16 protein-coding genes are annotated in these 14,336 nt (G+C 40.9%); 6 read left to right on the forward strand and 10 right to left on the reverse strand.

Features of this window, described 5'->3' with window-relative positions; translation table 11 throughout:
- Positions 1–3: 3 nt before the first annotated feature.
- Positions 4–939, forward strand: a complete 936-nt coding sequence (locus tag SYN7509_RS0210970) for an alpha/beta fold hydrolase (protein WP_009630650.1) — start codon at positions 4–6, stop codon at positions 937–939.
- Between the two features lie 352 nt (positions 940–1,291).
- Here SYN7509_RS0210970 and SYN7509_RS0210975 read toward each other — a convergent pair whose 3' ends face one another.
- Both SYN7509_RS0210975 and SYN7509_RS0210980 read right to left on the reverse strand, forming a co-directional pair.
- Positions 1,292–2,308, reverse strand: a complete 1,017-nt coding sequence (locus SYN7509_RS0210975) for an aldo/keto reductase (protein ID WP_227501492.1) — start codon at positions 2,306–2,308, stop codon at positions 1,292–1,294.
- Positions 2,309–2,311: 3 nt separating this feature from the next.
- Positions 2,312–2,533 (reverse strand): hypothetical protein, encoded by a 222-nt coding sequence (locus SYN7509_RS0210980; RefSeq protein WP_009630652.1) that lies wholly within the window; start codon positions 2,531–2,533, stop codon positions 2,312–2,314.
- A 71-nt stretch (positions 2,534–2,604) separates the two neighbouring features.
- Here SYN7509_RS0210980 and dxs point away from each other — a divergent pair, with 71 nt between their 5' ends.
- On the forward strand, positions 2,605–4,512 hold the full coding sequence (gene dxs / locus SYN7509_RS0210985) for a 1-deoxy-D-xylulose-5-phosphate synthase (protein ID WP_009630653.1): 1,908 nt from the start codon (positions 2,605–2,607) through the stop codon (positions 4,510–4,512).
- A 213-nt stretch (positions 4,513–4,725) separates the two neighbouring features.
- On the opposite strand, the gene SYN7509_RS0210990 is transcribed toward dxs, so the two are convergent.
- Positions 4,726–4,998 (reverse strand): DUF3143 domain-containing protein, encoded by a 273-nt coding sequence (locus SYN7509_RS0210990; protein ID WP_009630654.1) that lies wholly within the window; start codon positions 4,996–4,998, stop codon positions 4,726–4,728.
- Between the two features lie 352 nt (positions 4,999–5,350).
- Between SYN7509_RS0210990 and SYN7509_RS25700 the strand changes: the two genes are divergently transcribed.
- Positions 5,351–5,881: a hypothetical protein gene (locus SYN7509_RS25700; protein ID WP_009630655.1), complete on the forward strand. Its 531-nt coding sequence runs from the start codon at positions 5,351–5,353 to the stop codon at positions 5,879–5,881.
- Here SYN7509_RS25700 and mraY read toward each other — a convergent pair.
- From mraY to SYN7509_RS0211020, 4 genes are all read right to left on the reverse strand, one after another.
- Complete coding sequence (gene mraY / locus SYN7509_RS0211005) at positions 5,878–6,993, reverse strand: phospho-N-acetylmuramoyl-pentapeptide-transferase (RefSeq protein WP_009630656.1); 1,116 nt, start codon at positions 6,991–6,993, stop codon at positions 5,878–5,880. The genes SYN7509_RS25700 and mraY overlap by 4 nt on opposite strands.
- Before the next feature lie 73 nt (positions 6,994–7,066).
- A complete protein-coding gene (locus SYN7509_RS0211010; protein ID WP_009630657.1) occupies positions 7,067–7,318 on the reverse strand; it encodes a DUF3134 family protein in 252 nt (83 codons plus the stop codon).
- A 131-nt stretch (positions 7,319–7,449) separates the two neighbouring features.
- Entirely contained in the window at positions 7,450–7,890 is a 441-nt protein-coding gene (locus SYN7509_RS0211015; RefSeq protein ID WP_009630658.1) for a VOC family protein, read from the reverse strand.
- A gap of 16 nt (positions 7,891–7,906) precedes the next feature.
- Complete coding sequence (locus tag SYN7509_RS0211020; RefSeq protein WP_084610665.1) at positions 7,907–8,338, reverse strand: DoxX family protein; 432 nt, start codon at positions 8,336–8,338, stop codon at positions 7,907–7,909.
- A gap of 284 nt (positions 8,339–8,622) precedes the next feature.
- Between SYN7509_RS0211020 and SYN7509_RS0211025 the strand changes: the two genes are divergently transcribed.
- Complete coding sequence (locus SYN7509_RS0211025) at positions 8,623–9,180, forward strand: Uma2 family endonuclease (RefSeq protein WP_009630660.1); 558 nt, start codon at positions 8,623–8,625, stop codon at positions 9,178–9,180.
- A gap of 189 nt (positions 9,181–9,369) precedes the next feature.
- Entirely contained in the window at positions 9,370–10,953 is a 1,584-nt protein-coding gene (locus SYN7509_RS0211030; RefSeq protein ID WP_009630661.1) for an ApeA N-terminal domain 1-containing protein, read from the forward strand.
- A gap of 163 nt (positions 10,954–11,116) precedes the next feature.
- Here SYN7509_RS0211030 and SYN7509_RS0211035 read toward each other — a convergent pair whose 3' ends face one another.
- The 3 genes from SYN7509_RS0211035 to SYN7509_RS0211045 form a co-directional block, all read right to left on the reverse strand.
- Positions 11,117–11,344: a type II toxin-antitoxin system HicA family toxin gene (locus SYN7509_RS0211035; RefSeq protein ID WP_009630662.1), complete on the reverse strand. Its 228-nt coding sequence runs from the start codon at positions 11,342–11,344 to the stop codon at positions 11,117–11,119.
- Positions 11,337–11,564: a type II toxin-antitoxin system HicB family antitoxin gene (locus tag SYN7509_RS0211040; RefSeq protein ID WP_028954245.1), complete on the reverse strand. Its 228-nt coding sequence runs from the start codon at positions 11,562–11,564 to the stop codon at positions 11,337–11,339. Before SYN7509_RS0211040 ends, SYN7509_RS0211035 begins: the two co-directional genes overlap by 8 nt.
- A gap of 87 nt (positions 11,565–11,651) precedes the next feature.
- Entirely contained in the window at positions 11,652–11,936 is a 285-nt protein-coding gene (locus SYN7509_RS0211045; RefSeq protein WP_009630664.1) for a DUF427 domain-containing protein, read from the reverse strand.
- 125 nt (positions 11,937–12,061) lie between these two features.
- Here SYN7509_RS0211045 and recQ point away from each other — a divergent pair, with 125 nt between their 5' ends.
- On the forward strand, positions 12,062–14,236 hold the full coding sequence (gene recQ, locus SYN7509_RS0211050) for a DNA helicase RecQ (protein WP_009630665.1): 2,175 nt from the start codon (positions 12,062–12,064) through the stop codon (positions 14,234–14,236).
- The last annotated feature ends 100 nt before the right edge of the window (positions 14,237–14,336 follow it).

The following is a 14,336-nucleotide window of genomic DNA, read 5'->3' on the forward strand; positions in this document are numbered from 1 at the left end:
ATCATGCAGGCAACACCAGCCGTCTCTACTACTCCAACGCCCGGTAAATATTGGCAGTGGCGAGGACAGTCAATCTATTATGTCAAGGCGGGCGAAAAAACCCAACCACCTTTATTATTAGTGCATGGATTTGGGGCTTCTACAGACCACTGGCGCAAAAACATCGCGCAATTGCAAGCAAATTTTGAAGTATGGGCAATCGATTTACTGGGCTTTGGACGTTCAGCAAAACCCGAAATGGCTTACGGCGCTGACTTGTGGCGAGATCAATTGAATGATTTTATTACTGAAGTCATCGGTCAACCTACAGTATTAGCGGGAAATTCTCTCGGTGGCTATGCTTGCTTGTGTGTCGCTGCCCAACGCCCGGAGGCTGCGGCTGGGGTAGTATTACTTAATAGTGCTGGCCCTTTTTCAGATACAAGTTCATCTTCCGAACCCGATCCTTTGCAAGCAGAAGTACAGCCACCAAAAGCGCCGGAAGTATGGCAAAAGTTTTTAGGTGAAGCAGCTAAATGGATGTTTGCACAACCCTTGGCGCGGTTTATTTTATTTCAATACGTGCGCCAACCTTGGGTAATTCGCCAAACTTTAGAAAGAGTTTATTTAGACAAAAGCGCTGTCACTGACCAATTGGTGGAAGAAATTTATCGCCCTTCCTGCGATGCTGGTGCAGCCCAAGTATTTGCAGCAATTTTTAGCAATCCCCAAGGGGAAAAAGTCGATATCTTGCTGCAACAGTTGAAGTGTCCCTTACTAATGCTGTGGGGAGAAGGAGATCCTTGGATGAATGCGAAAGAGCGATCGCCTAAATTTCGCCAATACTGCCCCAATTTAACAGAATACTTTCTCCGGGCTGGTCATTGTCCCCATGACGAAGTCCCAGAACAAGTAAATTCTCTATTAAAATCCTGGATTTTGTCAATAGACGTAGCCTAAACAAATTTAAGGGGTCTTATCCGCTTATGACAAGACCCCTCAAATTTCGGGATTCAAATTATTCAAGGAAGTTAAAAAATAAAGTGGAGAAATAACTAAAGTTTACATTTCTCGTAAATCCAGCACAGTTGCGTCTTTCTAAACCTGAGTTTGGCTACTACTTTGTTCAAGTGTTTTGCCACTAACTCTATGCTTGGATAAATTACAAGGTTTGGCTCTCTAACAGGGGACACAAGGTTGAGCGCCTTCTTGGTTAGTTGTTTGTGTCCTAATACTTAAGTTATCACTGCTTTTTGTTTTAGCAATTCTACGTTTACTAAAATTCAATATTCTTGAAACTTCTCAACGTTTTTTAAGCGGCAAAGTTCCACATTACCGGATTATCGTCTAAGTGGTCAGTAACGGTACGCCCGATCGCATCAATTTCTTGAAGTTCTTCACTAGAAAGCTTGATATTTGCAGCTTGAGCATTAGCGACAACTTGTGCTGTGTCTCTTGCGCCGACAATGGCATTAGTTTGAGGTTGAGCAATTAGCCAAGCCAAAGCCAAATTACCTAAAGTAGTTTGATGGCGATCGGCAATGGGACGCAGTTTCATTAAAGCCGCTTGCGCCCTTTGATAATTTTCTCCTTGAAACAGCTTATTTTTAGCGCGGTTATCTTCAGCTTCAAACTTATGATCGGTAGCAAACTTGCCCGTCAACAATCCTTGCGCCAAAGACGAGTAAGCAAGAATAGAAATTTCGTTGTCAAGGCAATAAGCTACAGTTTCCTGTTCTACCTGTCTCCAAAACAGCGAGTAAGGCGGCTGAATGCTGTCAATGCGCCCGTAACGCGATGCTTCTTCTAGCTCTTGGCGGGAAAAATTAGAAACCCCAATAGCGCGAATTTTGCCTTGCTCAAGCAGCTTAACTAAGGCGCTCATGGTTTCTTCAATGGGGACAATGGCACTATTAAAATTGCCACTGGGCCAATGAATTTGATAAAGATCGATATAGTCAGTTTGCAGATTTTTTAAAGAGCGATCGCAAGCTTCGATCACTTGATCGTATTTCAAATGATTGGCAAAAACTTTAGTAGCATAAACGGCTTTGTCTCTTACCTCCGACAAAGCTTGAGCGACAATACGCTCGGAATGTCCCTCACCATAAACTTCCGCAGTATCAATAGTCGTAATTCCGGCATCAATTGCGGCTCTAATTGCTTTAGTTGTCTCCTCGTCGGAAATTCCTACCCACGCTTTTTTCCCAGCTTGCCAAGTTCCCATGACAAGAGGGCTAATTAATTGATTCGACCTACCTAAGCGGCGCATTTCCATAGCTAAAGCTAAAAATTGGCTAGTGTTACTTTTCTTTAATATATCGAGCAAAAATTAAATTAATCCATCTAAAGTCAGCAGTTGGTTCGCCAATCGCCCCAGGGTTTGGCTGTTTCGAGAATTAGTCAAAGAGCTAGTCACGGGGTAACAATTATTATAGTAACTAGCTTCCACTTGTCTTTTAGGACTAACTACTAAAATGGTTCGGCTTTCTGTTAAAGCCATCAAAAAAGGTTCTAAAGTGAAAGATGGAAATACAATCGCCAAGTGTGACATTATCCAAGTTTCTATGGATAAAGTTTAAACAGCGATCGCAATAGATAAAATTAGCGAGAGTACCCCCCTCTATGCACCTGAGTGACATCACCCATCCAAACCAGTTGCACGGTTTATCCATCCGTCAATTGCAGCAAATTGCTAGTGAAATTAGAGAAAAGCATTTGCAAACTGTAGCAACAAGCGGTGGACATCTTGGGCCAGGTTTGGGTGTGGTAGAACTGACACTAGCACTTTACCAAACTTTAGATTTAGATGGCGATAAAGTCATTTGGGATGTAGGTCATCAAGCCTATCCACATAAATTAATTACCGGGCGCTACGATCGCTTTGACACTCTTCGCCAAAAAGACGGAGTTGCAGGCTACCTCAAGCGCGGTGAAAGCAAGTTTGACCATTTTGGAGCCGGACACGCCTCTACAAGTATCTCTGCGGCTCTAGGAATGGCATTAGCTAGAGACGCGAAGGGTGAAAAGTTTAAGACTGTTGCTGTAATTGGCGATGGCGCTCTAACAGGCGGTATGGCGTTGGAAGCAATTAACCACGCGGGACACTTGCCCAAAACTAACTTGCTTGTAGTGTTAAATGACAATGAAATGTCAATTTCCCCCAACGTCGGGGCAATTTCTCGTCACCTAAATAAAATGCGCCTCAGTCCCCCAGTGCAGTTTATTTCTGACAATATCAAAGAACAAGTCAAGCAACTACCTTTTGTCGGCGATTCTCTCTCGCCGGAACTGGGCAGACTTAGAGAAGGGATGAAGCGTTTAGCCGTGCCAAAAGTAGGCGCAGTATTTGAAGAACTTGGCTTTACTTACATGGGTCCAGTGGATGGTCACAATTTAGAGGAATTAATCGCGATATTCCAGCAAGCGCACCAGCATACAGGGCCAGTTATAGTTCATGTATCTACAGTTAAAGGTAAAGGGTATGCGATCGCCGAGCAAGATCAAGTAGGCTACCACGCGCAATCGCCGTTTAATCTTACTAGCGGCAAAGCTAACCCCTCTGGAAAACCCAAACCTCCCGGCTATTCAAAAGTATTTGCTCACGCCTTAGTCAAACTAGCAGAAAATAACCCAAAAATTATTGGTATTACTGCGGCTATGGCTACAGGTACGGGTTTGGACAAGTTGCAAGCAAAGTTACCCAATCAGTACATTGATGTAGGAATTGCTGAACAACACGCCGTTACCTTAGCGGCGGGTATGGCTTGCGAAGGAATGCGCCCAGTAGTAGCGATATATTCGACTTTTTTACAACGCGGCTACGATCAAATTGTTCACGATGTTTGCATTCAAAACTTACCAGTATTTTTCTGCTTAGATAGAGCCGGAATTGTGGGCGCGGATGGCCCAACCCATCAAGGAATGTACGATATTGCTTACTTGCGTTGCTTGCCTAATATGGTGTTGATGGCTCCTAAAGACGAAGCAGAACTTCAGCAAATGATTGTTACAGGCGTAGAGCATACCTCTGGGCCGATTGCGATGCGTTATCCCAGAGGTAACGGCTACGGCGTACCGTTGATGGAAGAAGGCTGGGAAGCTTTACCAATAGGAAAAGGCGAACTTTTGCGGCAGGGCGATGATGTTTTGTTGGTGGGTTTTGGCTCTATGGTTTATCCAGCTATGCAGGTTGCAGAAATCTTGAGCGAACATGGTATTGAGGCAACGGTAGTAAATGCTAGGTTTGCTAAACCTTTGGACACTGACCTAATATTGCCCCTAGCTAAACAAATTGGGCGCGTTGTGACGTTAGAAGAAGGCTGTCTAATTGGCGGCTTTGGTACGGCGGTGGCGGAAGCATTGCTAGATGCGGATATAGTTGTCCCTGTGAAGCGGTTGGGCGTACCTGATATATTAGTCGAACACGCCGAGCCAAATGAATCTAAAGCAGCTTTGGGTTTAACAACGCCGCAAATGGCAGAACAAATACTAAATGCTTTTTTCAGCAAGCAGCCATCGGTTGTTAGTTGACAGTAAAAAGGGTGGGCAATGCTCACCCTTTGCTTTTTCTTAGTTTTATACTTATTTCCTCTCGCCTTGAAGCCCAAAACCTGCCCCGTTGTAATTCTTACCAGTGGGAGAATGTGGATTAGTAATTTTTTATTTTGGCAAAGAGCTTACTCATATTCCGAACCTGCCTATTTATTGTGTTTCACCACAGCAGAGACGATGAAGTTCTCTTTACTAAGGGCCTGCAAACACAGCCTGTTCTATATCTTGCCGACTTAGAGAATACTTAAAGGCACGTTGGATATCATGCTTTTGTTCCCCAGATTGAAAGTAGCGTACTGTAACTTCCTCAACCTCAAGACAAAGTTCGGCTTTCCAGTCAGCTTTTTGAATATGCCAACAATGAGGCGCTGAACTATCTTGCTGGCAGCCTTGACTAATTAGCCATTGTTCAATGTTTGGCAAGGCATGACTGTATAAGGGAGTATTGGCGTTGGGAAGCGACATAAGAAACTAAAGCTTAATTGTGGTTTGAGACAATATAAATATTTTTATGCAAAATTGCTTAGTGATTGTAAAGCAATGTTTACAGTTATTGTAAACTGCTGCATGACAATCTGTGAGTCAATTGTTGATATTGGTTGCCAAGGGTCGCCACTAATTAAGCCAAAAAGCGATCGCTTAAAATGAAGTAAAGATTTCTCCGGCGGACAAAGAGCGACTGCCTAAATCAGAGTAAGCAAAGGATTGGCAAGACTTTGGGGATAGAGAAGTTTTAAAAGCGATCGCTAATTTCATTAGAAATAGCCGCAATTGCTGTAGTTTAGCTTTAAAATTTTTTCAAGTAACTCTGAGAAATATGTTTAGTCACAAGCAAAACCGTAATAGTAAGTTTAATTGGTTGCCGTTGGTAGCCTCTCCTCTAGTAGTGCTGGGATTGGCGCTAAATTTTCCCGTCTTGGCGGCATCAGTTCCAGCTTCCTACCGCAATGATTATCGCTTTTGCGCTGCCCGGTTACTAGCTCTCAATATTTCTGCTGATGCGATATCAACTTCTTGTGCCACTGCTTTGCAGCCAAAAACCCTATCTAATTGTGTTTATGACATTCAAAGGCAAACAAATATATTGGCAACGGATGCCCTTAATACTTGCAGGCAAGTTAGGCAACCCCAAGACTTAGCTACTTGTGTAGTAGGAATTAGTATCAATAGCCAAGAAGACACAATTGCGGAAGTTCTCGATTATTGCCGTCTTAGCTTATTACCAGTGCGCTTTGCTGAATGTGTAGTAGGTTTACGCCAAGAAATTGATGTCACGCCAATACAAGCGATGAACACTTGTATTGATGGCAGCGATCGCGCGATCGTCCCGATAATTTCGAGTCCTTAGCGAATTACTGTTACTAAACACAGCAGCGCCAAAATACTGCTAATTCCATAAAAGGTAGCAACTACTTGAGTTTCTGACCAGCCCGAAAGTTCTAGATGATGGTGTAGGGGAGCCATTTTAAATAACCGTTTACCTACTCCATCATCCCCTTTAGTGGCTTTGTAGTAACCTACCTGCGCCATCACCGAAAGAGTTTCAATAAAAAAGATCCCACTTAGTACAAATAGCGCCCACAAAGTATTTGTTAGTAGTGCTACCGACGCTAACGCACCACCTAGGGCTAAAGAACCCGTATCGCCCATAAAAACCCGCGCTGGGTTGCGATTGTGGACTAGAAACCCCAAGCAGCTACCGCTCATACAAGCACAAAACGTCATCAATCCCGGATAACTCGGAGCAATTAACACTCCTAATCCTAATAGAGCGATCGCCGATGTTCCGGCGGCTAAACCATCCACCCCATCCGTAAGATTAGTGGCATTACTTTCCGCCACCAGTACAAACACAGCTAAAAGCCAAAATAGTAAACCTATTGGCAGTACAACATTAAAAGGCAAAGCAACGTTAGTAATACTACTTGTTTGAGTCCAAGCCAGCCACAAACAAAACAGCACCGCAAAGCCGATTTGCAAAGCTAGTTTCATTTTGGGTGAAATTCCCTTGTTAGACTTGTAGCGCAAAATTTGCCAGTCATCTAGCCAGCCAATCAACGCGTAACCCATTGTCAAAGCACATACCGCTAATACTTCCGCCTTTGCCCCCGATAATAATATTGCCCCAATAATTGCTACAGGTACAAAAAACACCCCGCCCATTGTCGGAGTGCCAGCTTTTTTTAAATGAGCTTGAGGCCCGTCTTCTCTAATAATTTGCCCCGTTTTTAACCTGACTAGCATGGGAATTATCCAAACTCCTAACAATGCTGTAGCGATCGCACAGACGGCAAAAGGTAGAGTTAGGGAATTTAGCTGCCAAGGTAAACGATCGCCTACAAGGTCGCTTATTAATACTCCACTACTGAGAATTACACCCAGCGCTAAAAGTAAGTTAATGCCCGAAAGATTGAATAAACGAGTAAATGATTTAGCTTCCACAATATTTTTTATACTCACACTTAGCAAGTAAGAAGCTCTGAGGATATTCTCAAAGCTTCTTACTAATAACTAATCTTTTGCCTAATAACAACTAGCCAACTTCTTCTTCAGCAGGTTCTTCATTGTCTTCAAAGTCATCTTCGTAGCTAGGATCGTCAGGATCGATAATATCGGCAATGTCAGACATGGGTTCACCTTGAGCTATAGCATCGGCTTCGGTGCGATCGCGGGCTACTAATCTACCGCTAGCTTTTAACCAGTCTAAGATTGATAACTCGTTTTTGGCAGGAATTACCGATGCTACTCGATTGCGGGGCTGTTCTTGTAGAGGCGAGTTAGGCATAGGAATTGTTTAAATAAATGGCTTCAAGTATAGTACAAAGTTTACCATTATAATCAATAAATTCTGCGCAGACTTCGTACTATGCGTATAATGTGCGACTTGTAACCTATTTTTTGCTACCAACAACCTTTTCAATTGTCTAGGGAATAGGCTACATCTCTACCAAACGGATCGGATAAATGCGCCCATTCTGCTTGGGGGATATCTACACCCAATTCAATCACATGGCGATCGGGATCGAGTACATAAAACGAGCGCATAATTGTATGGTCAACCGCACCTAAAATAGTCACTCCAAAAGTTTTAGTGCGATCGTGCAACTCGGCTAAGGCGCTTTCATCGCTAACATTAAAACAAAGATGAAATAATCCTGTCTGCGGCATTTGTGGCACTGTTGTTGGGTTGCCAACTTCTACTAAAGCTAGGTCATGGTGATGGTTTCCGGCGCTGTAAAACCACATTTTGTCCCGCTTACCTACTTGTCGCATTCCTAAGATTTCTCGGTAAAAATAATCGCTTGCTTCTAAGTCTTTGACTTTTAAAACAATGTGATTAATTCCTGTTAATGCCATTGTTCTACACCTGATTCTAGTGCTTATCTAAACTAATTCGACCTGCCCCATATTGAATAATCATCAGCAATCCGCCGAAAATAGCGAGATTTTTCATAAACATAATCTGCTGGATTTGGTTAGCAAAATTGGTATGAAAAATCAATGTAGCTGGGATGAGAAAAATTGCTAAAGCGATCGCACCCCAACGCGCTTTGTAGCCTAGCAGTACCGATAATCCGCCTCCTACCTCAATTACAACGGCGGCGATGTATAGTAGCCCCACTAGCGGCATTCCATTGGCTGTCATGTACTGCTGCGTACCTGCGGGATTCATTATTTTATTTACCGCCGATAGCAGAAAAAGTGCTGATAATAAAATCCGTGCAATTAGAGAAATTACGTTTTTTGAGGTGTATAAACGGCGATCGCTCCCATTAATGGTGCTTTCTGATTCTGAAGTCTTCATTCTCACGTTTTTAGCACTCCTTTACTATTGATAACAAAAACACAGCGTTCGTCTTAGCAATGTACTAACACGTACTAATTAGTAATAACACAATTTGAGAGTAATTTTTGATAGTGGGTCAAATACGGTAGGAAAAAACTTATTGTGATACTTTTGCTATGGAATAGCCTAAAAAATTGCGATCGCAAATGATAGTTAACAAACAACCGTTGAATAGGTTGATGATGGCTACAATAATCACAAACTCAGCCAATTCACAAAACTCATAGCGAAAGAGGCTACTTATGTCAATTCAGCTATTAAAACGACAATTTACTATCCAAAATTACCACCAGATGGTAGTTGCAGGTATTTTAAGCGAAGACGAGCGCGTTGAACTCATCCAAGGAGAAATTGTCAAGATGTCGCCCATTGGTATTCGTCATGCTAGTTGTGTAAATCGATTGCTCAAACTTTTTTCGCAATCGTTAGGCGATCGCGCTACAGTTATCGTGCAAAATCCCGTAGTATTGAACAATTTATCTGAACCTCAGCCTGATGTAGCTTTACTTAAGCCCCGCGCGGACTTCTACGCTACGGGACATCCCCAACCCCAGGATATATTGCTATTAGTAGAAGTTGCTGATACTACCATTGAAAGCGATCGCGCCATCAAAATTCCTTTGTATGCAAGTAGTGGAATTAGCGAAGTTTGGCTAGTAGATGTAAACCAGCAAGTTATCGAAGTATTTAGAGAACCTACGGATAATAGTTATCAGAGTATTCAAAAATTCCAGCTTGGTGAGATATTTGTGCAAGCTTTCCCAGATGTTAGCTTTGCTGTAGAACGGATACTAAGGTAACTGTTGATGAGATATAGATAATTTTCTTATCAATCAATTGAGTCTCTTTAGCTAATAATACGAGGTCTAATACTCAAATATTTTTTTGAGAAATTGTCAAAATGTCACCTATTAAGTATTAAACGTTAAGGTACTTTAATTATCTTTTTTGTGCAGTTACAATTAAGATAAATTCTGTGCGGTAAAGCAATGAATAGTATCGAAGAAGATGGCGTTTGGTTTCTTCCAAACAATCCAGAGAAGCAAGTCGCTGGTAGACTCACGTTTTCCGAAGATAAACCTCCAAAACTCTATTTACTCGATCAATTGCAAGAACTCAAATTTGACAATATAATTCCTTCTCAATTTGAGCTTGATGTTATCAATGAATATTTAGTCAATGGTAAGAAGGTTACACTCTGCCATTGCTATCAATCAATAGGCTTTAAGACAGGTATTCAAACAAGTGAAATTTACGCTAAATATTTACTTGTTGGACATCATTTTAAAACATTAAAGGAAGTCTCATTTAAAGATGTTGCTTTAAGATATAAAAATTTAGAAGATTGGATAAAATTGCCAAATTTTGAGGTTAAATGGTCTACTAATGAAGGTCAAAATCAGGTTAAAGAAATTGATGTAAAGCAGACAACATTAGAAACTATTGAGCTTGGCAAGTTGTTAGGTTTCTCATTAATTCTTTATGATAAATCAATTGAACTAATGAGGTTACAACTAGCTAATCTCTTCGGTAATATAGGGAGAAAAATTACACTTGAAGAAAGAAAATCTGTCATCATCCGAGCAGATGTTGAAAAAAGTTTAGAGGATATTATTGATGTTATCTACTTGTTTCAAGACTTATTAATTTTTGCGTCTGGTCAAATAACGTATCCCTACGAAATTCAATCGAGCATTGTAGTCATAGAAAAAGAATTTATAGTACCCGAACATCTTGCTTTGAACATAATGGCAGGCTTAATTGAACCGACACAGAGTGCCAAAAGTGACTTGGGTTTTGAAATTCATACTTTTGGTGAAGAAATCAAAGCTATCGAAGAAGAAAAAGAAAAAATTATTTCAATCGAGATATATTTTCAGATACCAGAAGTAAATAATTTAGAGGTAAGTTTTGACCCTAGAAGAGTTTTATTTGATTTTAAAAAAGTAAAAGAGCAATTTTCGGAACTTTTAGGTCTTTGGGAACAAAACTCAAAAGAATTAAAGTCAATTATAGATATATATCTTAGATTGACGTATATACCAAAACGACATATAAATGATTTCTTTCTAAGCCTTGCGCAAGCAATAGAGGCATTTCATAGTCTTGCACATAACGGAAGATACATTAATGAGCAGGTTTACAAAAAAGTAGTAAAGGAAATATTAAAAGAAGCTGTAAATTCTATTCCAGATTCTGTTCCCCTAGAAAATGGAGAAGAACCTTTAGATTTAAGAGAATACAAAAAAATTTTAAAAGGAGAAAAATTTTCCCAATTAAATAGCTATTCATTGGGAAAACGGCTGGAAGAAATAATAAGTGAATATGGGAATTGTCTCCCTGATAACTTTTTTGCATCTCTGGGAGAACAGGATATTTTCCTAAAAAACATTAAAAACACAAGAAATTACTTAACTCATTTATCTTCTAAAAAGGATAAATATGTAGTTTCTGGTCAAGATTTACTAATTTTGAGTAGGAAGTTAAAGGTATTACTAGAGGTTTGTTTGCTCAAACAGCTAGGTTTGAAGGATTTAGATATAAAAACTATTACTAGAAATCACTGCAACTGAAATGTAGGAGTTTATATATAAAATGTCATAATGAGCAAATGTTTGTTCAAACTTTCCCCAATGTTAGTTTTGTTGTAGAACAGGTATTTGGGTAAATCTAGGTAAGATGCGATCGCCAAACGTAGGGATATTACCGAGAAACGTAGATAGTTTTCTAGACTAACTACTGTATTACCTCAAATAAGTTACGTGGTAATCCAGATTGGCGGATGATTGACTGCAAAGTTCCAATACGTAGTTCTCGATAATTAGGAACAACTACAGTAATAGTTGTCGATTCTTTTAGCTGCTGCATAATTATATGGCTACCTCGTTGCCTCATCAAAACAAAGCCGTGTTGTTCTAGTATTTGACAAACTTCCCGCGCCGACAAAATCCTTAAGCTACCCAACTGCTACCTCTAGTCTGGTGATAAAAATCTCAGCTTTGGTACGGTTTTTGATTTCTACTGGATTGGCACATTCAAAAAATAATTCTAAAGCTTCAGCTAAGTTACTTTTTGCTTGTTCAACAGTATCGCCTTGACTAGCAATATCTAATTCAGGACATAAGGCAACATATCCATTGCCTTCGCGTTCAATAATCGCTGTAAATTGTTGGATAGTTTTCATACTGATTTTAAAATTATTCTCCATACTTAAAGCGCGATCGCACTTTAAGCCTATCTTTAAATAGGGGGCATAACGCCCCCGTTACTGCTACGATTCGACTTTTACACCTTTCCAGAATGCTACATAACCCTCAATGTTTTTCGCCTTCTCTTTGGCGCTGGGATAGTACCAGGCAGCATCTTTATTTACTTGCCCGTCTACTTCTACACTGTAATAACTAGCTTGCCCTTTCCAAGGACAACTTGTGTGGGTGCTGCTTTCCTTGAAATATTCCTTTTTGATGGAGTCAATCGGAAAGTAATGGTTTCCTTCTACAACTTCTGTGCGATCGCTCTCGGCTAAAACTGTACCATTCCAAACTGCTTTAGGCATGATTTTGAGTTAATTTAAGTAGGTATACATAATTAAACTTAACTTCCCCGCCCCCTTTGCCACAAGTTCGGATTCCCACTTAATCAATGCGAAAATATATATAGTTATTGCAAAGTTCGGCTAATATGCCTCAGTTACAGCCCTTAGAATCTACCCTAAAAAAATATTTTGGCTACACTAGCTTTCGCTTAGGTCAACAGCAGATTATCGAACAAGCGCTTAATAATCAAGATTTGCTGGTAGTAATGCCTACTGGTGGCGGTAAATCTTTGTGCTTTCAGTTGCCTGCGTTGCTGAGAAAAGGCTTAACAGTGGTAGTTTCGCCACTAATTGCCCTGATGCAAGATCAAGTGCAGTCGCTACGAAATAACGGGATTGGGGCAACGTTTCTCAATAGTACGCTGACTACTTATCAAGTGCGATCGCGCGAGGAAGCAATACTTAGTGGTAAAGTAAAACTGCTTTATGTTGCCCCCGAAAGATTATTAAGCGATCGCTTTTTACCATTTATAGATTTAGTACAACATCAAATAGGTATTGCTAGTTTTGCCATTGATGAAGCGCACTGTGTTTCGGAATGGGGACACGATTTTCGCCCAGATTATCGTCAATTACGCGCTTTGCGCCAACGTTACCCAAATGTTCCTACTATAGCCCTTACGGCTACCGCAACCGATCGCGTTCGTAGTGATATCATTCAACAACTCAATTTAACAAAACCGATAATTCATGTTGCTAGTTTCAATCGTCCCAATCTCTACTACGACGTACAGCCAAAGCAGAAGCAAGCTTATAACCAATTAAAACAATTAGTTACTAAACATGAAGGTGCGGGCATAATTTACTGTCTCAGCCGCCGTAAAGTAGACGATATTACAATGAAATTGCAGCAAGATGGCATCTCTGCTTTGCCTTATCATGCTGGCTTAAGCGACGCAGAAAGAGAATCTAATCAAACGCGGTTTATTCGAGATGATGCCCGTTTAATGGTTGCAACTGTTGCCTTTGGGATGGGAATTAATAAGCCGGATGTTAGGTTTGTAATTCATTATGATTTGCCTCGCAATATCGAAAGCTATTACCAAGAATCGGGTAGAGCGGGGAGAGATGGCGGCGCGGCGCGGTGTACAATCTTTTTTGGTTATGGTGATGTCAAAACTGTAGAGTATTTGATTGATCAAAAAACCGATGTTCAAGAACAGCGCATCGCTAAACAACAACTGCGGCAAATTATAGACTATGCCCAAGGTACAGTTTGCCGTCGCACGATTCAACTAGGATATTTTGGCGAAAGTTTTGCGGGTAATTGTGGCAACTGCGATAATTGCTGTAATCCCAAACCCGAACAAGATTGGACAATTGAAGCGATGAAATTTCTTTCTTGTGTGGCGCGTTGTCAAGAAAGATTTGGGATGAGTCACATTATTGATGTGTTACGCGGCTCAAGAAGTCAAAAAGTTTTGCAGTACAATCACGATAAATTGACTACTTATGGCATTGGTAAAGATAGAACTGCCGACGATTGGCGGCTTTTGGGGCGAAGTTTGTTACATCAAGGCTTATTAGGACAAACTACAGATGGTTACTCAGTTTTGCGGCTAAATGCTCTTAGTTGGGAAGTCATGCGGCGAAAAAAGTCAGTTTTACTTGCTATTAGTCCTGCACCAAAACCTGTAGAAGACCGTAAAGAAACGCCAAAGGCTGCGGATATAGAAATGCTATATCAAAAGTTACGTGCCTTACGCAAGCAACTAGCTGATGAACAAGGAATAGCACCTTATATAGTATTTGCTGATTCTAGCTTGAAAATGATGGCTCAAGTTCAGCCGCAAACTCTAGCAGAATTTAGCAAAGTTTCTGGAGTTGGAAGCAGTAAGTTAGCTCAATACGGTGAGCATTTTGTTGCAGAGATTACTACTTATACTCAGCAATCGGTTAAGGTAGAAGTGCCTAGTGCGATAGCGCAAGCGCGCCCGGTTACGGGCTTCGCATCTTTTCCTTCTGATAGTCAATTATTGACTCTCAAACTGCATCGTCAAGGACTAGACACCGCAGACATAGCTACTGAGCGCAGTTTAAGTACAAGTACGATCGCAAGTCATTTAGCTGAACTAATCGAAATGAATCAGCCTGTAGACTTAGACCAATTGGTGATTCCCGTGCGTCAGCAATTTATTATCAAAGCGATAAAAACTATCGGTGCAGATTCCCTCAAGAGTATCTACGAGCATTTGGGGGAAAGCTACACCTATGATGAAATTAAGTTAGTCCGAGCTTTGTGGCGGCGGCAAAAAGTCTAGATACTGGCGCGATTCTTGCGGAAATTAATTAAAGAGATTGCTTTAGGTAGTGCGATGCAGATTACGGCATTTGCCAAGGTGAGAAATAAACAATCAATGA

Origin of the sequence: Synechocystis sp. PCC 7509, from assembly GCF_000332075.2 — a bacterium.
GTDB lineage: Bacteria > Cyanobacteriota > Cyanobacteriia > Cyanobacteriales > Chroococcidiopsidaceae > Aliterella.

What these genes read in the sequence shown, in the direction of transcription:
- SYN7509_RS25700 (WP_009630655.1), top strand. Translation starts at nt 5,351, where the DNA reads ATGTTTAGTCACAAGCAAAACCGTAATAGTAAGTTTAATTGGTTGCCG.
- dxs (WP_009630653.1), top strand. Translation starts at nt 2,605, where the DNA reads ATGCACCTGAGTGACATCACCCATCCAAACCAGTTGCACGGTTTATCC.
- SYN7509_RS0211040 (WP_028954245.1), bottom strand. Translation starts at nt 11,564, where the DNA reads ATGAAAACTATCCAACAATTTACAGCGATTATTGAACGCGAAGGCAAT.
- recQ (WP_009630665.1), top strand. Translation starts at nt 12,062, where the DNA reads ATGCCTCAGTTACAGCCCTTAGAATCTACCCTAAAAAAATATTTTGGC.
- SYN7509_RS0211010 (WP_009630657.1), bottom strand. Translation starts at nt 7,318, where the DNA reads ATGCCTAACTCGCCTCTACAAGAACAGCCCCGCAATCGAGTAGCATCG.
- SYN7509_RS0210980 (WP_009630652.1), bottom strand. Translation starts at nt 2,533, where the DNA reads ATGTCACACTTGGCGATTGTATTTCCATCTTTCACTTTAGAACCTTTT.
- SYN7509_RS0211030 (WP_009630661.1), top strand. Translation starts at nt 9,370, where the DNA reads ATGAATAGTATCGAAGAAGATGGCGTTTGGTTTCTTCCAAACAATCCA.
- SYN7509_RS0211045 (WP_009630664.1), bottom strand. Translation starts at nt 11,936, where the DNA reads ATGCCTAAAGCAGTTTGGAATGGTACAGTTTTAGCCGAGAGCGATCGC.
- SYN7509_RS0211015 (WP_009630658.1), bottom strand. Translation starts at nt 7,890, where the DNA reads ATGGCATTAACAGGAATTAATCACATTGTTTTAAAAGTCAAAGACTTA.
- SYN7509_RS0211020 (WP_084610665.1), bottom strand. Translation starts at nt 8,338, where the DNA reads ATGAAGACTTCAGAATCAGAAAGCACCATTAATGGGAGCGATCGCCGT.
- SYN7509_RS0211025 (WP_009630660.1), top strand. Translation starts at nt 8,623, where the DNA reads ATGTCAATTCAGCTATTAAAACGACAATTTACTATCCAAAATTACCAC.
- SYN7509_RS0210990 (WP_009630654.1), bottom strand. Translation starts at nt 4,998, where the DNA reads ATGTCGCTTCCCAACGCCAATACTCCCTTATACAGTCATGCCTTGCCA.
- SYN7509_RS0210970 (WP_009630650.1), top strand. Translation starts at nt 4, where the DNA reads ATGCAGGCAACACCAGCCGTCTCTACTACTCCAACGCCCGGTAAATAT.